The 23,669-nt window shown below is 43.3% G+C and carries 22 protein-coding genes; 21 read left to right on the top strand and 1 reads right to left on the bottom strand.

Features of this window, described 5'->3' with window-relative positions:
- Positions 1–77: 77 nt before the first annotated feature.
- From ybeY to J1C86_RS07970, 15 genes are all read left to right on the top strand, one after another.
- Positions 78–575 (top strand): rRNA maturation RNase YbeY, encoded by a 498-nt coding sequence (gene ybeY / locus J1C86_RS08040; RefSeq protein ID WP_011837247.1) that lies wholly within the window; start codon positions 78–80, stop codon positions 573–575.
- Complete coding sequence (locus J1C86_RS08035) at positions 556–954, top strand: diacylglycerol kinase family protein (protein WP_125405252.1); 399 nt, start codon at positions 556–558, stop codon at positions 952–954. Before ybeY ends, J1C86_RS08035 begins: the two co-directional genes overlap by 20 nt.
- A 66-nt stretch (positions 955–1,020) precedes the next feature.
- Positions 1,021–1,920 (top strand): GTPase Era, encoded by a 900-nt coding sequence (gene era / locus J1C86_RS08030; protein WP_125405249.1) that lies wholly within the window; start codon positions 1,021–1,023, stop codon positions 1,918–1,920.
- Positions 1,921–1,996: 76 nt separating this feature from the next.
- Positions 1,997–3,958, top strand: coding sequence for a hypothetical protein (locus tag J1C86_RS08025; protein ID WP_227963774.1), 1,962 nt, complete (start codon positions 1,997–1,999; stop codon positions 3,956–3,958).
- Between the two features lie 21 nt (positions 3,959–3,979).
- A complete protein-coding gene (locus J1C86_RS08020; protein WP_125405242.1) occupies positions 3,980–4,456 on the top strand; it encodes an NUDIX hydrolase in 477 nt (158 codons plus the stop codon).
- Positions 4,457–4,483: 27 nt separating this feature from the next.
- Positions 4,484–5,308, top strand: a complete 825-nt coding sequence (gene mutM / locus J1C86_RS08015) for a DNA-formamidopyrimidine glycosylase (RefSeq protein ID WP_125405239.1) — start codon at positions 4,484–4,486, stop codon at positions 5,306–5,308.
- A gap of 5 nt (positions 5,309–5,313) precedes the next feature.
- Positions 5,314–5,910 carry a dephospho-CoA kinase gene (gene coaE, locus J1C86_RS08010; RefSeq protein ID WP_125405236.1) on the top strand — a complete coding sequence of 199 codons (597 nt, stop codon included), beginning with the start codon at positions 5,314–5,316 and terminating at the stop codon, positions 5,908–5,910.
- A gap of 3 nt (positions 5,911–5,913) precedes the next feature.
- Positions 5,914–7,116: a multidrug efflux MFS transporter gene (locus J1C86_RS08005; protein ID WP_312022653.1), complete on the top strand. Its 1,203-nt coding sequence runs from the start codon at positions 5,914–5,916 to the stop codon at positions 7,114–7,116.
- On the top strand, positions 7,116–7,265 hold the full coding sequence (gene rpmG, locus J1C86_RS08000; protein WP_125408861.1) for a 50S ribosomal protein L33: 150 nt from the start codon (positions 7,116–7,118) through the stop codon (positions 7,263–7,265). Before J1C86_RS08005 ends, rpmG begins: the two co-directional genes overlap by 1 nt.
- Positions 7,266–7,307: 42 nt before the next feature.
- The gene (gene secG / locus J1C86_RS07995) at positions 7,308–7,541 is read left to right on the top strand and encodes a preprotein translocase subunit SecG (protein WP_002894878.1); all 234 of its coding nucleotides are present in this window, start codon (positions 7,308–7,310) and stop codon (positions 7,539–7,541) included.
- Between the two features lie 89 nt (positions 7,542–7,630).
- Positions 7,631–9,979, top strand: coding sequence for a ribonuclease R (gene rnr, locus J1C86_RS07990; RefSeq protein ID WP_125405230.1), 2,349 nt, complete (start codon positions 7,631–7,633; stop codon positions 9,977–9,979).
- Positions 9,942–10,409 (top strand): SsrA-binding protein SmpB, encoded by a 468-nt coding sequence (gene smpB, locus J1C86_RS07985; RefSeq protein ID WP_125405227.1) that lies wholly within the window; start codon positions 9,942–9,944, stop codon positions 10,407–10,409. Before rnr ends, smpB begins: the two co-directional genes overlap by 38 nt.
- A 194-nt stretch (positions 10,410–10,603) precedes the next feature.
- On the top strand, positions 10,604–11,467 hold the full coding sequence (gene tehB, locus J1C86_RS07980) for an SAM-dependent methyltransferase TehB (RefSeq protein WP_125405224.1): 864 nt from the start codon (positions 10,604–10,606) through the stop codon (positions 11,465–11,467).
- A gap of 426 nt (positions 11,468–11,893) precedes the next feature.
- Positions 11,894–13,963 (top strand): M13-type metalloendopeptidase, encoded by a 2,070-nt coding sequence (locus J1C86_RS07975; RefSeq protein WP_125408860.1) that lies wholly within the window; start codon positions 11,894–11,896, stop codon positions 13,961–13,963.
- A 318-nt stretch (positions 13,964–14,281) separates the two neighbouring features.
- Positions 14,282–16,330 (top strand): C69 family dipeptidase, encoded by a 2,049-nt coding sequence (locus tag J1C86_RS07970; RefSeq protein ID WP_125405219.1) that lies wholly within the window; start codon positions 14,282–14,284, stop codon positions 16,328–16,330.
- An 89-nt stretch (positions 16,331–16,419) separates the two neighbouring features.
- On the opposite strand, the gene J1C86_RS07965 is transcribed toward J1C86_RS07970, so the two are convergent.
- On the bottom strand, positions 16,420–16,980 hold the full coding sequence (locus J1C86_RS07965; protein ID WP_125408859.1) for a TetR/AcrR family transcriptional regulator: 561 nt from the start codon (positions 16,978–16,980) through the stop codon (positions 16,420–16,422).
- Positions 16,981–17,122: 142 nt separating this feature from the next.
- Here J1C86_RS07965 and J1C86_RS07960 point away from each other — a divergent pair, with 142 nt between their 5' ends.
- From J1C86_RS07960 to J1C86_RS07935, 6 genes are all read left to right on the top strand, one after another.
- On the top strand, positions 17,123–17,824 hold the full coding sequence (locus tag J1C86_RS07960; RefSeq protein ID WP_125340958.1) for an ABC transporter ATP-binding protein: 702 nt from the start codon (positions 17,123–17,125) through the stop codon (positions 17,822–17,824).
- 1 nt (position 17,825) lies between these two features.
- A complete protein-coding gene (locus J1C86_RS07955) occupies positions 17,826–20,549 on the top strand; it encodes an ABC transporter permease (protein ID WP_125408858.1) in 2,724 nt (907 codons plus the stop codon).
- A gap of 93 nt (positions 20,550–20,642) precedes the next feature.
- Positions 20,643–21,491, top strand: coding sequence for a metallophosphoesterase family protein (locus tag J1C86_RS07950; protein ID WP_125408857.1), 849 nt, complete (start codon positions 20,643–20,645; stop codon positions 21,489–21,491).
- Positions 21,492–21,546: 55 nt separating this feature from the next.
- Complete coding sequence (locus J1C86_RS07945) at positions 21,547–21,999, top strand: Rrf2 family transcriptional regulator (RefSeq protein WP_002931101.1); 453 nt, start codon at positions 21,547–21,549, stop codon at positions 21,997–21,999.
- 229 nt (positions 22,000–22,228) lie between these two features.
- Complete coding sequence (locus J1C86_RS07940) at positions 22,229–23,086, top strand: VOC family protein (RefSeq protein WP_125405211.1); 858 nt, start codon at positions 22,229–22,231, stop codon at positions 23,084–23,086.
- Between the two features lie 35 nt (positions 23,087–23,121).
- Positions 23,122–23,625, top strand: a complete 504-nt coding sequence (locus J1C86_RS07935) for a methylated-DNA--[protein]-cysteine S-methyltransferase (protein ID WP_125405208.1) — start codon at positions 23,122–23,124, stop codon at positions 23,623–23,625.
- Positions 23,626–23,669: the final 44 nt, after the last annotated feature.

Below are 23,669 nucleotides of genomic sequence, written 5' to 3'. Positions count from 1 at the left end.
CCAAAACCCTGCCCTCGGCTCCCTAAAGTGAGTCAAAATATGATATAATAAGGTAATACTAGCAAAGCGGGTAAGATATGTATATCGAAATGGTAGATGAAACGGGTCAGGTTTCGGAAGAGATTCTTAAACAGACTCAGGAAATTTTGGAGTTTGCGGCCCAGAAAACGGGTAAGGAAAATAAGGAAATGGCTGTGACTTTTGTCAGCAATGAGCGCAGTCATGAACTCAACTTGGAATATAGAGATACTGATCGGCCAACGGATGTGATTAGCTTGGAGTATAAGCCTGAGCTGGACATCGCTGTTGACGAGGAGGATTTGCTGGACCATCCTGAGCTAGCTGAGATGTTGGAGGATTTTGATGCCTATATCGGAGAGCTGTTCATTTCAGTGGACAAGGCGCGTGAGCAGGCTGAAGAATACGGCCACAGCTTTGAGCGGGAGATGGGCTTTTTGGCAGTGCATGGTTTTCTGCATATCAACGGCTATGATCACTATACGCCGGAAGAAGAAGCAGAAATGTTTGGATTACAGGAAGAAATTTTAACTGCTTATGGACTCACAAGGAAATAACAAACGCAAATGGAAAAATCGAGATGTGGTCTCGAGTCTGGAATTTGCTTTAACCGGTATTTTTACAGCCTTTAAAGAGGAGCGCAACCTGCGCAAGCATGTCCTTTCAGCTCTGGTAGTGATAGTTGCGGGACTGATTTTTGACTTGTCCGCGACAGAATGGCTCTTTCTCTTTTTGAGCATTTTTCTGGTCATTGCCTTTGAGATTGTCAATTCTGCCATTGAAAATGTCGTGGATTTGGCTAGCGATTACCACTTTTCTATGCGGGCAAAGAATGCCAAGGATATGGCAGCGGGAGCTGTTCTGGTCGTGTCTGGCTTTGCTGTTGTAACTGGGCTGATTATTTTTGTTCCCAAGATTTGGGATTGGATTTTTTAAAGATTTGAAAATCGGGGGAGACTGCCGATTTTCTGCTGTTTTAATGGAAATAATAGAGGTGAAATAATGACTTTTAAATCAGGTTTTGTAGCTATTTTAGGACGTCCCAATGTTGGGAAATCAACTTTTTTGAATCATGTTATGGGGCAAAAGATTGCCATCATGAGCGATAAGGCCCAGACCACTCGCAATAAAATTATGGGAATTTACACGACGGATAAGGAGCAGATTGTCTTTATCGATACGCCGGGAATCCATAAGCCTAAGACGGCTCTAGGCGATTTTATGGTGGAAGCAGCTTACAGCACCCTGCGTGAGGTGGATACCGTCCTCTTCATGGTGCCGGCTGATGAGCCGCGTGGCAAGGGTGATGACATGATTATCGAACGCCTGAAAGCGGCTAAGGTGCCAGTTATTTTGGTGGTTAATAAGATCGATAAAGTACATCCGGATCAGCTCTTAGCGCAAATTGATGATTTTCGTCAGCAGATGGATTTCAAAGAAATCGTGCCGATTTCAGCCCTGCAGGGCAATAATGTGTCCCATCTTATTGGTATTCTCAGTGAGAATCTGGAGGAAGGCTTCCAGTATTTCCCAGAAGACCAGATTACTGACCATCCGGAGCGTTTTCTGGTGTCAGAAATGATTCGGGAGAAGGTTTTGATGTTGACACGGGAGGAAATTCCCCACTCAGTCGCAGTGGTTGTTGACAGCATGAAGCGAGACGAAGAGACGGACAAGGTCCATATCCGAGCGACTATCATGGTGGAGCGCGATAGCCAAAAAGGCATTATCATTGGTAAAGGCGGTTCCATGCTGAAGAAAATCGGGTCCATGGCTCGGCGCGATATTGAGCTCATGCTGGGGGACAAGGTCTTCCTAGAAACTTGGGTCAAGGTCAAGAAAAACTGGCGGGACAAGAAGCTGGACTTGGCGGACTTTGGCTATAATAAGAAGGAGTATTGATAAATAAACAGAAATGGAACATAGGGTTAAATTTTATGGGACCAATGATTTATCAATTTCTTCTTACCTTAGTAGAATGGAGAAAATCTTTGATTTATATATAGAGCAAAAGAAAAAGATTAGTAATTTTACAGATGCTATTGAACTTGATAATACTCTTAAAATCTTTGATTCAGCTAATTATTCTACAAATTGGCCAGAAGAATATATTGACAAAGTTAATTCTTATGAAAATGTATTAAAAAGAAATATTAATGAATTTTATGGTAGAGCATCGAGTGAATTGATTTTAAGATATATGATTCTGTTGAAAGATGAATACGAATATCGAGAAGATTTTTTTGACATTTTTTGTAGATTCAACTACGGTTCAAAAATATCTGAAATTTGGTTTGAAGAAGTTTTTTGGGAAAGCGGGTTACCATTATATTATTTATTAAAAAATAAATATTTTTGTAACATGTATCCAAAATTTATTAGGGAAGCTTTTCTTGCAAAAACGAAACATCTTGAATATCTTTTAAGTAATTATATAAATTCATCTAGACAGTCTTACTGTATACCTGATAATATATCTTCCGATGAGTGGAACGAACTTTTATCTGATTATATAAATAGTATAGAAGCAAATCCAAATTATCTTAGGCTTCTTTTAATGCCAATTCAAGAACTCGGTACCAAATATTTTAAAGTTACACGAAATCAGAAGTCAGACATTCAAGAAATATTAAAACTATTTTATCAAAGTTTTGATAAATCTGAAGCAGGACTTCATGTGATTTTTGAAGTATATTTTGATAGAAATTTATATGAAAAAAAGATTGTTGAATATAGTGATAAAAGTCCATTTTCACCACCAGAATTGATTGATAAAAGTATTATTAATAATTTAATGAAATCTAGTGGGGAAAAAGTCGATGAGCAATTGACCTTGTATATGGTATCTTTGGTTGATTACGAAAAAATAAAAAGCAAGCATGATTATACTAGTTTATTCACATATTTTTTAAAAGATTCTGAAGTTTTCTCAAAGAAAAGGATGTCAAGCTTGCCAAGTTTCCCTAATAAAGAGACATTAGGAGTCGTAAAATCTACGTTGATGTTAACTAGGAATTCTTATCAAGATACTCAATATTTTAAAATGAAGCTACAGTTAGTCTCATTCAAGATTCGTGCTTATCAGAGATTATTTAGTGAGTTTGATTTAAGTATTGAACAGGTAGTGGATTGGTTTTTCTTTCAATACTGCGATGAATTGAAGATAAAGTGGTTACCTTTTAGTTTTTCACCTCATGATGATGCGATTGATAATAAAACAGCAACAATTTTTAGGAATGAAGAAAAAATAAGAAAGCAATATCTGTTACTAATGGAAGATGGTGAAATTAGTAGAGAACAATATAATTTGTTAGACTCAACTCCAAATGTAGGGAATCTATCTAGTAATATTCCTAAAAAGTATGCGTATATTAACAATAATTCTGATATTAAAAATATTTTGTTTTTATTATTTTCTGATCAATCTCATTTGGCCTATATCAATGAACGAAAAAACGGTAAAAATTTTGTAGAATTAATCACAAATAACATTGTAAGGAAAGAAGATTTCTTAAGAGTTGATAGAGCCAAAATACAATTTTTAGTTGACAATGAAATACTATCTGAAAAAAATGATAGGCTTGTTTTTTTAAACAATAAAGAAATTGGTGTATTACAAGATCTATATTTGTATGATGAAGTAAGCTATTTTAACTCAGATAATGATGAGAAAGCAATTTTAGACTGCCTTTCTGAGAAAGGTATGATTGAATTTGAGAGTAAGCTTTTTTCAAAAAGCGAAGCAAATTATTTAAATTTTCTATTGAATAATAGTAAGTTTGATAATAGTTTGGCAATAAGGAATAAGTATCAACATGGTTCACCCTCATATGAATCAGAAGAAATGTATCAAATTGATTACTCTATTGCTTTATTAATTTTAGTAATATATATTGTTAAAATTGATGAAGAACTATCTTACAAATTATCTGTTACTTGATTGAAAATAATGATTTATGATATGAACCAAGACTATATTTCCTATATTCGCTCCAAGGTGGGGCATGATAAGGTTATCTTGAATTTTGCCGGTGGGCTTCTGGCAGACGAGGAAGGTCGTGTGCTTCTGCAGTTGCGAGGTGATAAGAAAACATGGGCGATTCCTGGTGGAGCTATGGAGCTCGGGGAGACTTCTTTGCAAGCAGCCGTGCGCGAATTTCACGAAGAGACAGGCATTGCTGTTGAAGCCAAGCGCTTGCTGAATGTCTACACTAATTTTGATGAATCTTATCCTAATGGTGACAAAGTGCAGACGGTTGTCTTTCTGTATGAATTTCAGGCACTGAAGAATGTTGATATTTCCAATTTTCATAATGAGGAAACACTGCGTTTAGGCTTTTTTTCTAAAGAAGAAATAGCAGAGCTGGAAAATGTATCGGATAAACATCGCCTGATGATGGATGAGTATTTTTCGGACAGCTTTGCTATGGGGCTTTGAGATGTGAAAGAATAAGAAAGGAGCTTTATGCCTGAATTACCTGAAGTGGAAACGGTTAGGCGTGGTTTGGAGCGTCTGGTTGTTGGTAAGATGATTGAGCAGGTGCAGGTCCGCTATGCCAAGATGATTGGCACGGGAGTGGACAGCTTTGTCCACGACTTGCCAGGCCAGACCTTTGAAAAGATCGGTCGTCGGGGCAAGTATTTGCTTTTTTACCTGACGGGTGGGGTGCTGGTTTCCCATCTGAGAATGGAAGGCAAGTATCTTTTTTATCCTGATGCGGTGCCTGAGCGCAAGCATGCCCATGTCTTTTTCGAGATGACGGATGGTGGGACGCTTGTTTATGAGGATGTTCGCAAGTTTGGGACCATGGAGCTGTTGAGAAAGGATCAGTTGGAGGCCTATTTTGCTGCTAGAAAGCTTGGTCCTGAGCCGACAGAGGCGGACTTTCTTTTGCCTCCTTTTGTAGCAGCTTTGAATCGTTCCAAGAAGCCCATCAAACCCTATTTACTGGAGCAGACCTTGGTCGTTGGGCTGGGCAATATCTATGTAGATGAGGCCCTTTGGCGGGCGCGGATTCATCCGGCAAGGCCGGCAGATAGTCTAAAGCCTGCTGAAGTGAAGCAGCTGCGTGAGCAGATTATAGAAGTTTTGCAGCTCGGGATTGAAAAGAGAGGATCGACCATTCGGACCTACCGCAATGCTCTAGGTGAAGATGGCACGATGCAGGATTTTCTGCAGGTTTATGGAAAGACTGGTCACCCCTGTGCTAGATGCGGCAGCCCGATTGAGAAAATTAAGCTGGGTGGACGCGGTACACATCTCTGTCCTCATTGTCAGAAAACGAGGTAGCTGTCATGGCAAGAATTATCGGTATCACTGGCGGCATTGCCTCGGGTAAGTCAACAGTGACAGAGTTTTTAAGGCAGCAGGGCTACCAAGTCATTGATGCGGATCAAGTAGTGCATGAGCTGCAGGAGCCGGGCGGACGCCTTTATCAAGCTCTTTTATCCGCTTTTGGTCCAGCTATCTTACAGGAAGATGGGCGCTTGGATCGGCCTAAGCTGGGAGCTATGATTTTTGGGGATCCCGAACTCTTGGCCCAGTCCAGTCAAATACAAAACCAGATTATCCGCGAGGAACTGGCTGGCAGACGGGATTTGCTGGCAGAGATGGAAGATATCTTTTTTATGGATCTTCCCTTGCTGTTTGAGTTACAATATGAAGATTGGTTTGACCAGATCTGGCTGGTGGATGTGACTGAGGAAACTCAGCTCAGTCGTCTTATGTCTCGAAATGCTCTCAGTCAGGAAGAAGCAGAGAAACGCATAGCAGCTCAGCTATCTTTACAAGAAAAACGAAAGAGGGCGGATGTGCTGATTGGTAATAATGGCTCGCTTGAGGAAACTCGACAGCAGATTCGCGATGCTTTGCAGAAATTAGAAAGAAGATGATTTATTACGACACAAGTAAATTGGAAACATAACCTGAAAGTCGCTTGGTTTGGGAACTTCCTGACAGGTGCCAGCATTTCTCTGGTGACGCCTTTTATGCCACTTTTCGTGGAGCAGCTGGGTGCCAGAGGTCATGAGGTGGAGTATTACGCTGGGCTAGGGATTTCTCTCTCTGCAATCTCAGCGGCCCTGCTCTCTCCTGTTTGGGGAAGTCTGGCTGATCGATATGGCCGCAAGCCTATGATGGTACGTGCGGCTTTTGCCATGGTTTTTACTATGGGCGGTATTACCTTTGTGCCCAATATTTTCTGGCTTCTACTCCTACGCTTTCTAAACGGTGTTTTTGCTGGTTATATTCCCAACAGTACAGCTCTGATTGCCAGTCAGGCTCCCAAGGAAAAAACGGGTTATGCTCTGGGAACTCTCTCGACCGGTGTCGTTGCGGGTAATCTTATGGGTCCATTTATTGGTGGTCTGATTGCGGAGATGTTCGGTATTCGAAATGTCTTTCTCCTGATTGGCGGCTTCTTTCTAGTGGCAGCCCTGATGACCTTTTATTTGATTCGGGAGGATTTTGTGCCGGTGACCCGACAAGAAGAGGTAGGCTTTAGGGAATTGCTGCGTCAACTTAGGTATCCTAAGATGCTGATGAATCTCTTTCTGACCAGCTTTGTTATCCAGTTTGCAGCTCAGTCCATCAGCCCTATCCTTGCCCTCTATGTCAGAGAGCTGGGGCAAAAGGACAATCTGATCTTTGTTTCGGGTCTCATCGTTTCTAGCATGGGACTTTCCAGCATGATGAGCTCCAGTATTCTGGGGTGGTTAGGAGATCGTATCGGCAATCACCGGCTTCTGGTGCTGGCTCAGTTCTATTCAATCCTAATTTATCTGCTCTGTGCCAATGCTGGTTCCCCTATGCAGCTAGGCTTTTATCGCTTTTTATTTGGCCTAGGAACAGGAGCGCTGATACCAGGTGTCAATGCTCTGCTAAGTAAGATAACACCCAAGTTTGGAATCTCTAGAATTTTCAGCTATAATCAGATTTTCTTTTATCTGGGTGGAGTGGTCGGCCCTATGTCTGGATCGGTCATTGCGGCAGCCTATGGCTATCATTCAGTCTTTTATGCAACAGCAGGTCTAGTTGCTATCAGTATGCTGGCCAATCTCTTTAGTTTTCGAAATTTATTTAAAAAGAAGGATATCTAGTGCGCGTTAAAATAAATTTAAAATGTTCCAGCTGCGGCAGTCAGAACTATCTGACCAGCAAAAATACTAAAACGCATCCGGAAAAAATAAAGGTCTTAAAGTATTGTCCTAAGGAAAGAAAAGTTACTTTACATCTTGAATCCAAGTAGATTTTATGATAAAATAGATAGGATTTTAAGGAGTTTTTATTTATGTACAACCTATTATTAACCATTTTAGTCATTTTATCAGCTATTATTGTCATTGCAATTTTCATGCAGCCAACTAAAAATCAGTCCAGCAACGTCTTTGATGCCAGTGCCAACGACTTGTTTGAACGTCCTAAGGCACGCGGTTTTGAAGCTGTGATGCAGCGTATGACGGGAATCATGATTTTCTTCTGGCTACTGATTGCATTGGTATTAGCAGTATTATCTAGTAAATAAAATGGGCTCTGACTTCGTCTTGGCCTATTTTTTAAGTTTTAAAGAGATTTAGAAGAGATGAAGAAAACGCTCATCAAGAGAAGAGGAATATGAAATCAGAAATCATTGAATATTTAAAAGACAGGCAGCAGGCCAGCGTGGATGAGCTGGCGGCTGCTTTGGGGAAAGACTCTTCCAAGGCCTTTAGTAGCTTGGTCAAGACCATCTCCCAGATGGAAAGAAAGCATCAGATTCGCTTTGATGACAAGGGGCGGATTGAGCTTTATGAGAAGAAAAAGCAGGAGCGTCTGACGCTCAAGGGTGTTTTTCATGCCCACAAGAATGGCTTTGGTTTTGTCACCCTGAATGAGGAAGAGGATGATCTCTTTGTCGGCCGTAATGATGTCAATCATGCCATTGATGGCGATACGGTGGAAGTAGTCATTACCAAGGTGGCAGACCGTATCAAGGGAACATCAGCTGAGGCTAAGATTATCGATATTTTGGAGCACAGCCTGACGTCAGCGGTTGGTCAGCTGGTTCTGGATGAGGAAAAGCCCAAGTATGCGGGTTATATCCGCTCGAAAAATCAGAAAATAAGCCAGCCTATTTATGTCAAAAAACCAGCTATGGTTCTGGATGGTACAGAGGTGCTCAAGGTCGCTATTGACAAATATCCGACCAAGAAACACGATTTCTTTGTGGCTAGTCTGGTCGATGTGGTCGGTCATGTCAATGATCCAGGCATTGATGTACTGGAAGTGCTGGAGTCGATGGATATTGTCTCTGAGTTTCCAGAAAAGGTCTTGGAAGAAGCCGAGCGAGTTCCAGAGGCACCGACAGAGAGTGATTTGGCAGGGCGTTTGGACCTGCGTGAAGAGGTTATCTTCACCATCGATGGAGCGGATGCCAAAGACTTGGACGATGCTGTCCATATCAAGCGCCTGAAAAATGGCAACTTTGAGCTAGGCGTCCATATCGCAGATGTGTCCTACTATGTCAAAGAAGGCTCTGAGCTGGACAAGGAAGCCCTCAATCGGGCGACTTCAGTCTATGTGACCGACCGCGTGGTGCCTATGCTGCCAGAGCGCCTGTCCAACGGAATCTGCTCGCTCAATCCAAATGTGGATCGGCTGACCCAGTCGGCTATCATGGAGATTGATGCCAAGGGGCGCGTGGTCAAGCATACCATCACCCAAACTGTCATCAAGACGACCTTCCGCATGACCTACAGTGATGTCAACGACATCATTGCTGGAAATCAGGAAAAAGCTGAGCAGTTCAAGGAAATTGTGCCTAGTATTGACAGTATGGTCCAGCTGCATGAGATTCTGGAAAGCATGCGCTTTAAACGCGGTGCGCTTAACTTTGACACTAATGAAGCCAAAATCATGGTCAATAAGGAAGGCCGGCCGGTGGACATTGTCCTGCGTCAGCGGGGAATTGCTGAGCGTATGATTGAATCCTTTATGCTGGTGGCGAATGAGACGGTGGCTGAGCATTTTGCTAAGCTAAATCTGCCCTTCATCTATCGGATCCACGAGGAGCCTAAGGCGGAGAAGGTGCAGAAGTTTATCGACTACGCCTCTAGCTTTGGGATTCGGATATACGGGACGGCTAGCTCTATGAGTCAACAGGCCCTGCAGGATATTATGGAATCGGTCAAAGACCAGCCTTATGAGGATGTCCTATCCATGATGCTTCTGCGCTCCATGCAGCAGGCTCGCTACTCGGAGCACAATCACGGCCACTACGGTCTGGCAGCGGAGTTTTATACGCATTTCACCAGTCCGATTCGCCGCTATCCGGACCTTCTGGTTCATCGGATGGTACGGGATTATGGCAAGTCTAAAGAAATAGCAGAGCATTTTGAGCAAGTGATTCCAGATATTGCCAGTCAATCTTCCAGCCGAGAGCGTCGGGCTATCGAGGCCGAGCGTGAAGTCGAAGCCATGAAGAAAGCGGAGTACATGGAAGAATTCGTTGGGGAAGAGTTTGATGGTGTTGTCTCAAGCGTGGTTAAGTTTGGACTCTTCGTCGAACTGCCTAATACGGTCGAGGGCTTGATTCATGTCACCAACCTGCCGGAGTTTTATAACTACAATGAGCGGACGATGACCCTGCAAGGAGAAAAGTCCGGCGTAGTCTTCAAGGTCGGTCAACAGATTCGCATCAAGCTGGTTCGAGCGGATAAGGCTACAGGCGAGATTGACTTTGAATACCTGCCTAGTGAATTTGACCTGGTAGAAAAGACTAGCAAGAGTGGCAGAGGCAGCTCAGGCAGAAAGAGACGCCGTGAAGATGACAAGCGCAGCCATTCTTCCAAAGAAAAAGGCTACAGAGATAAGAAAGATAAGAAGTCCAAGAAAGGCAAGAGCCAGAAGGCATTTTACAAGGAAATAGTCAAGAAAGGAGCCAAGCATGGCAAAGGGAGAAGGAAAGGTCGTCGCGCAAAATAAAAAGGCCAGACACGACTACACCATCGTGGATACCATCGAGGCAGGCATAGTGCTGACAGGGACGGAGATTAAGAGCGTCCGTGCTGCCCGTATCAATCTCAAAGACGGCTTTGCCCAGATCAAGAATGGTGAGGCCTGGCTCAGCAATGTCCATATCGCGCCTTATGAAGAGGGCAATATCTGGAACCAAGAGCCTGAACGCCGCAGAAAGCTGCTGCTACATAAGAATCAGATCCAAAAGCTGGAGCAGGAGACCAAGGGAACTGGCATGACGTTGGTGCCGCTCAAGGTCTATCTCAAGGACGGTTATGCCAAGCTGCTTCTGGGCTTAGCCAAAGGGAAGCACGATTACGACAAGCGCGAGTCCATCAAACGTCGCGAGCAAAACCTCGACATCGCAAGACAGATGAAAAATTTTAATACAAGATGAAAGACTGGGCGACCGGTCTTTTTTAGTTTTATATTAGTGATTCTCATCTACAGTAGTTATCTTAAATTGTTTATTGTCAAATTTACTAAACAGAAAACTTCTGACCACTTTTCCACTTGTCAAGTTTGTGCTTTTCGAGTATGATAAAGACAGTTAAATTATTCGGAGCTTGGCTTTCAGAGAAAGGATTTTTTATGACAGAAGAATTGCTAGCTTATAAACGTATGCCGCTGTGGACGGCTGAGACCATGCCAGAAGCGGTAAAGAGAAAGCACAATACCAAAGAGGGAACTTGGGGCAAAATCACTGTTCTCAAGGGACGCCTTAAGTTTGTCGAGATGTCAGAGGAAGGTGAGGAGTTGGCTGAGCACATTTTTGAGGCTGGTCAGGATAATCCTTTTGCCCAGCCCCAAGCTTGGCATCGGGTCGAAGCCCTGACTGATGACCTAGAGTGGTATTTGGAGTTTTACTGTCGGCCTGAGGATTATTTCCCTAAGAAATACGGCAGCAATCCAGTTCACTCAGAGGTTTTGGAAGCTATGCAGACAGTCCGGCCAGGGCGGGCATTAGATCTAGGCTGTGGTCAAGGTCGCAATGCTCTCTTTCTAGCCAAGCAGGGCTTTGAAGTGACAGCCGTAGATCAGAATGAGCTGGCATTGGAAATCTTACGTAGCATTGTGGAGCAGGAAGATTTAGATCTGCCAGTGGGTACTTACGATATCAACTCAGCTAATCTGACCCAGACTTATGATTTAATTATTTCCACCGTTGTCCTTATGTTCCTCCAGGCGGAGCGAATTCCGGATATTATCCGCAATATGCAAGAGCACACAGCGCTTGGTGGCTACAATCTCATCGTCTGTGCCATGGATACACAAGACTTCCCATGCTCTGTTCCCTTTCCTTTTACTTTTAAGGAAGGTGAGCTTGCCGAATATTATAAAGACTGGGAACTGGTTAAGTACAATGAAAATCCTGGTCACCTCCATCGCCGTGATGAAAACGGCAATCGAATTCAGCTGTGCTTTGCGACTATGCTGGCTAAAAAGATTCAGTAGAAGATGCTAGGACAGAACTAAATTTTTGAAAATTTAGCTTGGCTCACTTATTTTGAGGCTTAGGTTTAAAAGGTCTGGGAGACAATTTAAATTGTCTCAGCCACAATGTTTTTTGAACATAATAAAGCTAGACTGAGATATTTTTGTCTCAGTCTTTTTTTATTTTAGTAAAAAACTTTAGAAATATTTTAGAATTTCTTGAGAAATATCTGAAGTTTGGTCGCTATACTAGAAAGTGCAAGGGGGAGAGAAAAGAGCTGGAAGCAACAGGACAGCTGGTAAAAAACATTAGTTTTTCTTTAAGTGTGAGTCTAGAGCAGATCACATTTAAAAGCAGACTGAATGACCTTATTCTCTCTTCTTGCGGCAAATTTTTCCAGACCTTCAGTTTTCTGTTGACGAGGAAAAAAGAATATGTTAAAGTAAATGAGTAAAATAAAAAAGTCAATTATATTTTACTTAATATACAAGGAGGAACTCATGAAGAAAAGAACGAAAATCATTCTAACTTCTACGTTGACTGTGACCGGCCTAATCTTGGCTGCCGGTGGCTACTGGGCTTATAAGACCTTTGTCCCTCAGGAGACACCGATCGATAAGAATGCCACAGTAAGGACCAATTACTATCAAGCCATCAATAAAAAATGGCTGGAAAAGGCAGAAATTCCTAGCGACCAGCCGTCTAATGGTGTGTTTTATGAGCTGAACGAGCAGGTCAAGGATAAGATGAAGGCGGATGTCAAAAATCTAGTCTCTGGTAAAGAAGAGTCAACGATTGAAGGCATGCCTGAGTTTATCAAATACTACCAGCAAGCTACTGACTTCAAGCAGCGGGAAAAGGATGGCTTAGATCCTCTCAAGTCCTATCTCAAGGAAATTGAAGACTTGTCCGATCTAAAGGACCTAGCTGGCAAGGCTGTTGACTGGGAAAAACGCGGTTTGGCTCTGCCGTTTACCTTTGAAATCAGTTCTAACCTAGAAAATACTAATCAGAAACAAGTGAATCTGTCCAGTCCAAGTCTTATGCTGCCGGATAAGAGCTATTATGAAGATGAAGGTGCTAAGAAAAGGATGATGGATCCGCTGGAAAAAGCATTCAAAGAAGCCTTTCAAAAGCTAGGCTATAGTGAAAAAGAGAGCGAAAAGATTGTCAAAGAAGCCTTAGAATTTGATGGAGAATTGGCCAAGTATGCCCAAAGTAATGAAGAAACTTCGGAAATTAAAAATCTTCACCATCCTAAGACGGCAGAAGACATCAATGCCTACTCTGATACCTTTAAGTTTCACGATATTATCAATGACTATCTAGGCCAGGAATCTGGTGATGTCAATGTACCTAACCCTAAGTATTATGAAAATTTTGCCAAGGTGGTTAATGACAAGAACTTTGCAAAGCTCAAATCTTGGATGCTTGTGAAGCAGGCAGCATCAGCATCTAGTTTTCTAACCGATGACTATCGGCTGATTTTTGCAGAGTACCAAAAATCCTTGCAAGGTACTAAGGAAGCAACTTCGAAGGAAGATGCAGCATACAACCTGACAACAGGAACTTTTTCAGATGTCTTTAGTCTTTACTATGGCCGCAAATATTTCGGTGAGGAAGCCAAGCAAGAAGTGACCCAAATGGTCAAAGATATCAAGGAAGTTTATCGGGAACGTATGCTGAAAAACGAATGGCTGTCAGAAGAAACCAAGCAGAAGGCAGTCAAGAAGCTGGATACGATGAAACTCTATATCGGCTATCCTGAAAAAGTTCGCGAAGTGACTAAGGCCTTAAAAGTAGATGATAAAAAATCCTTCTTTGAAAATGCAATTGCTTTGAGTCAGGCAAAAAATCAATATGATGTTGAGCACTTCTCTGAGCCAGTAGACAAGGACGAGTGGCTGATGCCTTCCTATGATATCAACGCTTACTACTCACAGGAAAATAACAGTATCAACTTCCCAGCCGCAATCCTGCAGAATCCATTCTTTGATGTTAAGCAAGAAATGGAAAAGAATTATGGTGGTATCGGTATGGTTATTGGTCACGAGATTACTCACGCCTTCGACTCAAATGGTGCAAACTTTGATGAAGAGGGTAATTTGAACAATTGGTGGACAGAAGCAGATAGGAAAGCTTTTGACAAGAAAATTGAAGCTGTTACCAAGCAGTGGGATGGTATTGAAATCTACGGCGGCAAGGTCAACGGCAAGCTTACGGTAACAGAAAATGTAGCCGATGCGGGTGGACTTTCAGCTACTCTTGAAGTTGTTAAAAAGAAATATCCAGATGCAGACTTGAAGAATTACTTTGAAAACTATGCCAATATCTGGAGAAGCAAGGCCAGTCTGCAATTTAACCAACTTCTCCTGAAGGTAGATGTTCATGCTCCGTCCGAACTGCGGGTCAACCAGCAACTCAAAAATGTAGAGGCCTTCTATGAAACCTATCCAGAAATCAAAGAAGGTGATGCCATGTATCTGGCTCCAGATAAGCGGGTCAGCGTATGGTAAGATTGATTGTCTAGAGAAGACAGTAAAATAATCTAAGCTATGAAGCACAACCAGTTTGGTAATAGGAGAGAAGTTTGTTCTTTTTCTCCTATCCATTCTTTCCTGCGATACTTGCGCGGCTGCGGTTTGTGCCTCCGCAGCCACGTGTCTTTAAAGTCAGATTTTATCTGGCTTTTTTCTATTTTGAAATGAATTATTTATCTAGTAAATCTTATACGTCAAAAAATGAAATCGCTTGCAAAACTTAGAGTAAAAGGCTATACTGAATATAGTATTTAATTTTGTAATTTTTTACAAAAAAACAAAGGAGATATTTTTATGAAAAAAATATTGTTTCGTTCCTTGTTAGCTCTTTCGACCATTTTCCTCTTTCCTTTCCAAGTGGTCGAAGCCTGCACAGGATTTATCGTTGGGAAAGACCTGACTGCAGACGGCACGACGCTTTACGGTCGGACAGAGGACTTGGAGCCCAATCACAATAAGGTCTTTTTGGTTCATCCGAGAAAGACCAATGCGAGTGGTGCCAAGCTGGTCGATGAAACCAACGGCTTTGAATGGACCCTGCCGACAGAAAGCTACAAGTATACCTCTGTATCAGATGTGACCCCATCCCAAGGTATTTTTGACGAGGTTGGCTTTAATGAGTACGGGGTTTCTATTTCTGCGACAGTTTCTGCCAAGGCTAATGATGCCATCCAAAAAGTGGATCCTTATGTAGAAAATGGCTTGGCTGAGTCTATCCTGACAACTGTCGTTCTGCCCCACGTTCAGACAGCTCGTCAGGGTGTGGAGCTGATGGCGCAGATTGTAAGAGAGCAGGGAGCAGCAGAGGGGAATATTATCACCATTGCTGACAAGACTGGTGTCTGGTATATGGAAATCCTATCCGGTCACCAATATGTTGCTATTAAATTCCCAGATGACAAGTATGCTGTCTTTCCTAATACTTTCTTCTTGGGCAGTGTTGATTTTGACGATACAGAAAATGTCATTGCCTCAAAAGGTGTTCAGGATGTTGCCAAACAAGCTAACTCTTATAAAGAAATTTACGGCAAATTCCACATTTCTCAGTCCTACAATCCACCGATGGCAGAGGCAGATCGTTCGCGTGCCTGGGCAGGTATCACCAGTCTAGATCCAAATGCGGCCGTGTCTTATAACGACTCTTACTTTGATCTCATGCACTCCACAGACAGAAAGATCAGTGTAGCAGATGTCATGGCTATGCAGCGCAATCGCTTTGAGGGTACTCAGTTCAAACCGCTGGACCAAATGGAGCTAGATGGTAAGGGGCTGCCACAACGCGGTACGACAGACCCTGTTTACAAATATCCGCTGGGCAATCCAAATGTTATGGAAGCTCATATCTTCCAGCTCAAAGATGGCGTTCCAGCCAATATGGGCGGAGGCACTATGTGGCTGGCGGTAGGCAGTCCGCGCTTCTCACCTTACCTGCCTTATAATGGGAATATCACGGATACTTACGATGCTTATAAGGTAAACACAACTAGCTACAGTCCAGACTCTTGGTACTGGGTAGCATCTCATATCTACGATATGGCGGCCAAGCATCAGGACCTCTTTGGAACTTCTGTCCAAGACAAGTGGAAGGCCTTGGAAGCCCGCTTTATTGAGGAGCAAAATGCTCTAGATGCAGCCAATGCAGCTCTGCCAGACTCTTCAGCCAAAGTTACTGAGGAAACACAGGCTCGAGCAGCCCAAGTCTTTAAGGAAATGAAAGATCTAGAAGCAGAAATGGAAGCTAAAATCAAGGAAGCAACAAAAAACACTCCATCTAGCTCCAGCAAAGATTCTAGCAGCTCTTTGTCATCCCAAAGTTCATCAAATTCTTCTTCAGCAACTTCTAGCAGTTCGGATACACGGACGGAAGTCAATGTAGAAGATGACAGCTTGGTAGATGTCGCAACTGGCATTCGCTTGAAAAATGCTGACTTGGTCAAGTCCGGTCTTCAGCTGTCAGTGAAAAAACTGGAAAGCAAGATTCAGCCGACAGATACCTATGACATTAGCTTGACCGATCCGAATGGTCAGCCGGTGCATCAGGTCAGTCCAACACTTGTGACGATTCCAGTTCGCAAAGACTTGCCAGTAGATGCCGTCTATGCTCTGGATGAAAATGGCAAACAAGTTGAGAAATTTGATGTAACGGTTAATCAAAACCAGACCATCAGCTTCACGACCAATCATTTCTCTGTTTATCAAGTGCAGTATCGAAATGAGCAGTCTGTCAAAGCTAAGAAAAAAGACCTGCCATCAACAGGTGAGCAAGTCACCATCATAGGCCTTGCAGGTTTGATTATCCTAGCAGGAGTCTTCTTCCTTTTGAAGAAAACAAATAAAAACTAATCTAAAATAAAAAGAAGGCCGAGCAAAATGTTCGGCCTTTCTTGGTGAAAAAACGATTTTTGTCTAGGCTATCCTTTAAACTAGAGCCTTTATCTTAAATAGTCATAGTTATAAGTAGTCAAAATTATGTCAGTGAGTTCTTCAGGTTCTTCTTGAGCTCCGCCGGCTATCCAAAGAGAAATAATCCCCTCAACACTGGATAGGAAGATTTCCAAGGCGTATTTCTGAGGGATGTGAAAGTTCTCCTCTAAAAAACGCTGGGTAGCAGCCTTTTGCTTATCACTCAGAATGATACTGGTTATGTACTCCCGAATAGCCTCCCGAAAGTCCATATAATGGCTCTTGGTCAAGGCATTGATAAGACGTTCATTAGCACGGAGTATATGAAATTTTGCTATCATTAACTTTTTGGGATATTCGTTCTCCGCTTCAAACATGCTATAACTAGAAAGTTGGGAGATAATGTCGTTTTTGAGACTATCAACCATCTGATATTTATCTTGGTAGTGGAGGTAGAAGGTGCCGCGGTTAATCCCAGCCCGTTTGCAGAGTTTGCTGATGGAGATAGTATCAAATCTTTCCTCTGATAGTAGCTGAATCAAGGCTTCTTTGATGTCTTCCTTGGTACTAGTTTTTCGTTTCTGGACCATTTTTCTTCCTTTTTTACTTAAATCAACACTTTGTTGATTTTTGATTATTGCTTTTTATCTAAGCTCATTATATAATATCTGTGATTTAGAATCAACACATTGTTGATTTAAGGAAAAGAGCTTTGAAAAGGAAAGAAACGATATGGCTTACATTGAAATGAAACATAGTTTTAAACGTTATCAGGTAGGTGACACGGAGATTGTCGCCAATCATGATATTTCTTTTGAGATTGAAAAGGGGGAACTGGTTATTATCCTGGGTGCTTCTGGTGCTGGTAAGTCAACAGTGCTCAATATCCTCGGAGGTATGGATACCAATGATGAGGGAGACATCCTGATAGACGGCCAGAATATTGCTGACTACAATTCCCACCAGCTGACGGACTATCGCCGCAATGACGTGGGCTTCGTCTTTCAGTTTTATAATTTGGTGCCCAACCTGACGGCCAAGGAAAATGTCGAATTGGCCTCTGAAATCGTCAAGGATGCCCAAGATCCAGTAGCCGTTCTAACTGCAGTTGGTATGGAAAATCGCCTCAATAACTTTCCAGCCCAGCTATCAGGCGGGGAGCAGCAGCGGGTGTCTATCGCTCGGGCTGTGGCAAAAAATCCCAAGATTTTGCTCTGCGATGAGCCGACAGGGGCTCTGGACTACAATACCGGCAAGCAAGTGCTGCAAATCTTACAGGACATGTCTCGCAATCAAGGAGCGACTGTTATTATCGTAACCCACAATGCTGCCTTGGCTCCCATTGCTGACCGGGTTATCCGCATGCACGATGCGAGAGTTAAGAGTGTTACAGTCAATGAAGAGCCTCAGGATATAAGTACATTGGAGTATTGATATGAAGAGAAAGATTTATTGGAAAGATATTCTGCGCTCCTTCACTAGCTCTAAAGGACGTTTCCTATCTATTTTAATCCTCATGATGCTAGGCTCTTTAGCTCTCGTGGGCCTCAAGGTCGCTCCACCCAATATGCGCAGAACAGCAACAGATTACTTGAAAGAACAGAGAACCATGGACTTGGCTGTTATGGCGGACTATGGTTTGGATAAGGCGGATCAGAAAGAGCTGGAAGCTATCAAGGGAGCTGATGTCGAGTTTGGCTATCTGACAGATGTCACCGTGGACGAGGAGGCCCTCCGAGTATTCTCAGATACCAAGGATATTTCAAACTTTCAAGTGACCTCTGGTCGTCTTCCCAAGAAAGAGCAAGAAATTGCTCTGGCTAGCTTTTGGTCTAAGAAATATAAGCTTGGCCAGGAGATTGATCTGACTGAAAAGGCCGGCAGTCGGTCAGTTCTGAAAAACAAGACCTATAAGATTGTAGGATTTGTCAACTCGGCAGAGCTCTGGTCTGATAGAAATCTGGGCAATGCGACTAGTGGCAGCGGGGCTTTATCTGCCTATGCTGTAGTCAGCCCCAAGGCCTTTGATACAGATGTTTACAGTATTGCCCGCCTGCGCTATCATGATTTAGAAAAGCTGGCTCCCTTCTCTGAAAGCTATCAGGAGCGTTTGGAGCAGCACCAGACAGCTTTGGACAAGAGCCTTGAAGATAACGGAGTGGTCCGGTTTAAGCAATTAGAGGCAGATGCCAAAAGCACCATTCAGAAGGGCCAAGATAAGATTGCTCAGGCTGAGAGCGAACTGACCCAAGGTAAAAAGCAATTAGAGCAAGCTCAGAGTCAGCTGGACCAGCAAAAAAGCCAGCTAGCAGCAACTCAATCCGCTTCTATCCTCCCTCCTGCCCAGCTCAGCCAGAGCCAGCAGCAGATTCAGGAAGCTGAGTCCCAGCTCAATCAGAAAAAAGCAGAGCTAGCTCAGGCAGAGAAAGACTTATCAGCTAGCAAGGACAAGATAGCTGACGCTAAGGCAGACCTGAATCGTTTGAAAGAGCCGACCTATCATAGCTATGACCGCAAGTCTCTGCCAGGTGGGAATGGCTATCATATGTATAAAAACTCCATGAATAGTATTGCGTCGATTGGTAATATTTTCCCAGTGGTGCTCTATCTGGTGGCAGCTATGGTGACCTTTACCACCATGACTCGCTTTGTCGATGAGGAGCGAACAAATGCAGGTGTCTTCAAAGCTCTAGGCTATCATAGCAGCGATATCATTCGCAAGTTTGCTCTTTACGGTTTGGTGGCGGGGAGTCTAGGTACCCTCATAGGGATTCTGCTGGGACATTATTTCTTGTCGGGAGTGATTTCTTCTATTATTACCAGAGGGATGGTGCTTTCTGCCCCGCATGCATATTTTTATGTTTCCTATAGTATACTGGCCCTGGGGCTTTCCCTTCTATCCAGTGTTCTCCCTGCCTATTTGGTAGCGAGACGGGAGCTGACAGAGGAAGCAGCTCACTTGCTTTTGCCCAAGCCACCGGTCAAGGGCTCCAAGATTTTCTTGGAAAGACTGTCCCTTATCTGGCGACGCCTTAGCTTTACTCAGAAAGTCACAGCTCGCAATATCTTTCGCTATAAGCAGCGGATGTTTATGACCATCTTTGGTGTGGCGGGTTCTGTTGCCCTGCTCTTTGCCGGCCTAGGACTCCAATCTTCTATTGGTGGTATTCCCAAGCGTCAGTTTGAGGAGATTCTGCGATACGACTTGATTGTCGCTGTCAATCCTGGGGAGAATCAAGCTGAGCAAGACAAGCTGAAAAAGATGTTGGCAGATGACTCGATTGCTGATTATCAGGAGATCTACAGTGAAACCTTGACAGAGAAATACAAAGGAAAAAAAGAGACAGAATCAGTCACTTTAATGGTTACGGACAAGGAAAATTTTGAACCTTTTATTTCGTTAGAAAGTCCTGACAACCAGCAAAAGCTGACTCTCAAGGACGGTGCAGTCGTTTCGGATAAATTGGCCCGTATAGCTGGAGTTAGCCCCGGTGGCAGTATAGAGCTGGATGGCAAGTCTGTCAAGCTCGCAGCAGTCAATGAGAATCATTTTGGTCATTTTGCCTTCATGAAGGCAACTGACTACCAGAAGATTTACGGGAACAAGCTAGAGAAAAATACTTATCTAGTGCGGCTCAAGGACTCTTCTAGTAAAAATATTGTGGACAAGGCCAATGAATTTATGAGCCTCAAGTCTGTCAAGAGTGTTTCTCAAAATGCAAGCATGGTGAAGCAGTTCAACGTTCTAGCTGATTCTCTTAATAATACAATGCTGGTTTTGGTGCTGATTTCCATTCTTTTAGCAGTCGTCATTCTCTACAATCTGACTAATATCAATGTCGCTGAGCGGATTCGCGAGTTGTCCACCATCAAGGTTTTGGGCTTTCATAATAAGAAAGTGACACTTTATATCTATCGAGAGACCATTATTCTTTCAGTAATTGGGATGGCAGTTGGGCTTCTAGGAGGTTTCTTCCTGCATCGTTTTTTGATTGAGAAGGTTGCGCCTAGCATTATCAGCTTAAACCCTCAAGTAAGTCCCTCAGTCTATCTGTTCCCTCTAACAGCAGTGACTCTTATTCTGACCTTACTTGGCTTCTTTGTCAACTACCGCCTCAGACGGGTGGATATGCTGGAAGCACTCAAGTCTGTTGATTGATAAAAAGACTTCAAAACTTTCACTCACTTGATGGGTGGAAGTTTTTTTGAACTTTGATATAATATTCTTTGTAAAGAAAGAGAAAGACACACGATGAAACGAAAAATTGCCTTATTATCCGATGTGCATGGGAATAGCACAGCCTTGGAAGCAGTACTGGCGGATGCGGAAAGCCAGCAGGTGACAGACTATTGGTTTTTGGGGGACTTGCTCCTGCCAGGAACTGGCCGCAGAAATATCTTAGATAGGATGGAGAAGCTGCACATCAGTCTCCAGGTCAGAGGGAATTGGGAAGACAGTCTCTGGCATGCCCTGCACCAAAAGTTAGACTTGACACGTCCCAGCCATCTCTACCTGACCCGGCTCTGCCATTTTGTCCTAGAGGAAGTCGGTCCTGAAGAGATTGACCGCATGCAGGAACTTCCTCTGCAGATCTTGACAGAAGTAGAGGGATTGAAGATTGCGGTTAGCCACCATCTGCCTGATAAGAATTGGGGGCGGGAGCTGATTCATATTGGTGAGCAGAGCGATTTCGACCGCCTTTTTGAGGGCAATGACTGCGCTATCGCTGTTTATGGTCATATTCACCAGCAGTTTCTTCGTTATGGGACTAAGGGTCAGCTGATTATCAATCCCGGCTCTATTGGTCAGCCATTCTTTCTTGATTCAGCTTTGCGTCAGGACTTGCGAGCCCAGTATGCCATTTTAGAGATAGATGAGACGGGTCTGGCTGATGTCGACCTGAGGCGCGTGGCCTACGATGTGGAGCAGGAGCTGAGATTGGCTCGGGAGCTCCACTTACCTTACTATGAGATTTATCAGGAAAGTTTGGTCAATGGTATCCACCATACCCATAACCACGACCTGCTGCGAGAAATCAGTGAGCGGGAAGGCTATGCGGATGAGATTGCAGCTTTCTTAAAGTCTAGTCGTAACTCTTGAAGTTACACCAGTTTTGAGATATAATAGTGAGAGAAAATGATGAGGGAGGAGAAAAATGCAGATTTCTAGCCGTTTTACCATTGCCACCCATATGCTGATTGTACTGGCTTTGGAGGGAAAAAAACAAAAACTGACAAGTGATATCCTTGCTGGCAGTGTTGGCGTTAATCCAGTTATTATCCGTAAGACCCTGTCCCAGCTCAAGAATGCCGGGATGATTACCGTTGCTCGTGGGACTGGAGGAGCAGAGATTGCCAAAGATTTGAAAGACATTAGCCTGTTGGACGTCTATAGCGCAGTTGAATGTCTGGGCAAGAGTGGCCAGCTCTTTAGTTTTCATGATAAGCCCAATCCAGACTGTCCTATCGGCAAGAACATTCACAATGTCTTAGATGACCGCTTGGCGGCTATTCAGGCAGCCATGGAAGCTGAATTGGCTCAGACCAGCCTTGACGAGGTCGTCGCAGCAACCGAAAAAGAAATTAAAGAACAATCTGTTTCCCAGTGAGCAGATTGTTTTTTTGGTGAATAATATTTTGAGATGTAATTATTGACATTACATTAAAACCTGCTATACTAATAGATGTAATATAAATAATTACAATATAAAAATAAGTCTTCGAAGCAAATGGAGGTATGGAAATCCATATCAAGGAACCTATCTCCGTTTTGGGAAAATAAAAAAAGATTTGGCAGGAGCGCTGCTGAAATTTTAAATTTAAGAGAGGAGAAAGTACATGACTTTTGAATATCAAAGCAAGATTTATCTAGGAGAGGTGGCACTTTATGTAGCTGACCTAACAAGACAAAGGGATTTTTATCAGCGTGTTTTAGGCTTGGAACTTTTGGAAGAGCAAGACGGACAAGTGGCTTTGGGTAGGGACGAACAAGTGCTGGTGAGGCTCTTAGCAACCAGCGACCGGCAGTCAGTTAAGTCGGCTTACGGTCTTTATCATCTGGCGCTTTTGCTTCCCAGCCGTCAAGCTTTAGCAGATATCCTGAAGCATTTATCCGAAAATAAAGTTCCTATGGTTGGAGGAGCGGACCACGGCTATAGTGAAGCCATTTATCTGGAGGATCCAGAAGGCAATGGCATTGAGCTTTATCGGGACAAACCTCAGGCTGATTGGGATATTCGAGAAGATGGCCGTATTATCGGAGTGACGGAAGCACTTGCGGCTCAAGAAATCTATGAATTAGGTCAGGAAGTCCAACCGTTTAGTATTGCTGAAGGCACTCGTATGGGCCATGTCCACCTGTCTGTGAAAAATAGCAGATCTGCCAGTCATTTTTACCAAAAGCTTCTAGGTATGGAGGATAAATTTTCTGTACCTTCTGCTAGCTGGTTGGCATCAGGGAACTACCATCATCATTTAGCCGTCAATGAATGGGGAGGTTCTCACTTGAATCATCGCCAACCGAAGCAACTGGGACTAGCCTATTTTGAAGCGCAAGTAGAAGGAAAAGAAGGCTTAGTAGCTATTTATGAAAATGCTCTGGACTTGCAGGCACCAGTCCGATGGATTAGCTCCCAAGAGCTAGAAGTTACAGACCCAGATGGGATTGTGGCAAAAGTTAAGACAAAAGTGGTATAATAAGGCTTATCAATGATCTAGAAGAAAGAAAAAATATGTACAAGACTTATTATGCATCACCGATTGGCCGGATTCTTATCTTGACAGACGCAAATGCCTTGTTGGGGCTTTGGCTGGAGAATCAGAAATATTTTGGGGCAGGCTATGATTTGGAGCAAGCGCAGGAGGAGGAGACAGAAGTCAGCCGACGCGTCTCTGCTTGGCTCGACGCTTATTTTAAGGGAGAAAATCCCGCAACAAATGAAATTCCATTGGCACCCCAAGTGACTGAGTTTAGAAGCAAGGTTCTGACAGTGCTGCTGAAGATTCCCTATGGACAAACGGCTACCTATTCAGACATTCTACGAGAATTACAAGCTGAGTACGGTAAGATTGGCTCGGCTAGAGCAGTCGGTGGTGCCATCGGCCATAATCCTATTTCACTACTGATTCCCTGTCACCGGATTGTCGGAAGCGACGGCAAGCTGACCGGCTATGCCGGCGGTCTTGATAAAAAAGCCTTCTTGTTGAAACTAGAGGCGGGGGAGAAAACAGAATAAATCTTTCCACTCAAGACTTTTACCATTTTACTGGTGAGAGTCTT

This window comes from Streptococcus sanguinis (genome assembly GCF_050220005.1).
Taxonomy (GTDB): domain Bacteria; phylum Bacillota; class Bacilli; order Lactobacillales; family Streptococcaceae; genus Streptococcus; species Streptococcus sanguinis_Z.
This window is presented reverse-complemented; position numbering and strand designations above follow the sequence as displayed.

Coding starts and splice junctions, on each gene's coding strand:
- J1C86_RS07950 (WP_125408857.1), top strand. CDS start 20,643: ATGAAACGAAAAATTGCCTTATTATCCGATGTGCATGGGAATAGCACA.
- J1C86_RS07975 (WP_125408860.1), top strand. CDS start 11,894: ATGAGTAAAATAAAAAAGTCAATTATATTTTACTTAATATACAAGGAG.
- J1C86_RS07940 (WP_125405211.1), top strand. CDS start 22,229: ATGACTTTTGAATATCAAAGCAAGATTTATCTAGGAGAGGTGGCACTT.
- J1C86_RS08025 (WP_227963774.1), top strand. CDS start 1,997: ATGGAGAAAATCTTTGATTTATATATAGAGCAAAAGAAAAAGATTAGT.
- J1C86_RS07960 (WP_125340958.1), top strand. CDS start 17,123: ATGGCTTACATTGAAATGAAACATAGTTTTAAACGTTATCAGGTAGGT.
- rnr (WP_125405230.1), top strand. CDS start 7,631: ATGAAATCAGAAATCATTGAATATTTAAAAGACAGGCAGCAGGCCAGC.
- ybeY (WP_011837247.1), top strand. CDS start 78: ATGTATATCGAAATGGTAGATGAAACGGGTCAGGTTTCGGAAGAGATT.
- J1C86_RS07965 (WP_125408859.1), bottom strand. CDS start 16,980: ATGGTCCAGAAACGAAAAACTAGTACCAAGGAAGACATCAAAGAAGCC.
- era (WP_125405249.1), top strand. CDS start 1,021: ATGACTTTTAAATCAGGTTTTGTAGCTATTTTAGGACGTCCCAATGTT.
- J1C86_RS07970 (WP_125405219.1), top strand. CDS start 14,282: ATGAAAAAAATATTGTTTCGTTCCTTGTTAGCTCTTTCGACCATTTTC.
- tehB (WP_125405224.1), top strand. CDS start 10,604: ATGACAGAAGAATTGCTAGCTTATAAACGTATGCCGCTGTGGACGGCT.
- mutM (WP_125405239.1), top strand. CDS start 4,484: ATGCCTGAATTACCTGAAGTGGAAACGGTTAGGCGTGGTTTGGAGCGT.
- J1C86_RS07935 (WP_125405208.1), top strand. CDS start 23,122: ATGTACAAGACTTATTATGCATCACCGATTGGCCGGATTCTTATCTTG.
- J1C86_RS07955 (WP_125408858.1), top strand. CDS start 17,826: ATGAAGAGAAAGATTTATTGGAAAGATATTCTGCGCTCCTTCACTAGC.
- secG (WP_002894878.1), top strand. CDS start 7,308: ATGTACAACCTATTATTAACCATTTTAGTCATTTTATCAGCTATTATT.
- J1C86_RS08035 (WP_125405252.1), top strand. CDS start 556: ATGGACTCACAAGGAAATAACAAACGCAAATGGAAAAATCGAGATGTG.
- J1C86_RS07945 (WP_002931101.1), top strand. CDS start 21,547: ATGCAGATTTCTAGCCGTTTTACCATTGCCACCCATATGCTGATTGTA.
- smpB (WP_125405227.1), top strand. CDS start 9,942: ATGGCAAAGGGAGAAGGAAAGGTCGTCGCGCAAAATAAAAAGGCCAGA.
- coaE (WP_125405236.1), top strand. CDS start 5,314: ATGGCAAGAATTATCGGTATCACTGGCGGCATTGCCTCGGGTAAGTCA.
- J1C86_RS08020 (WP_125405242.1), top strand. CDS start 3,980: ATGAACCAAGACTATATTTCCTATATTCGCTCCAAGGTGGGGCATGAT.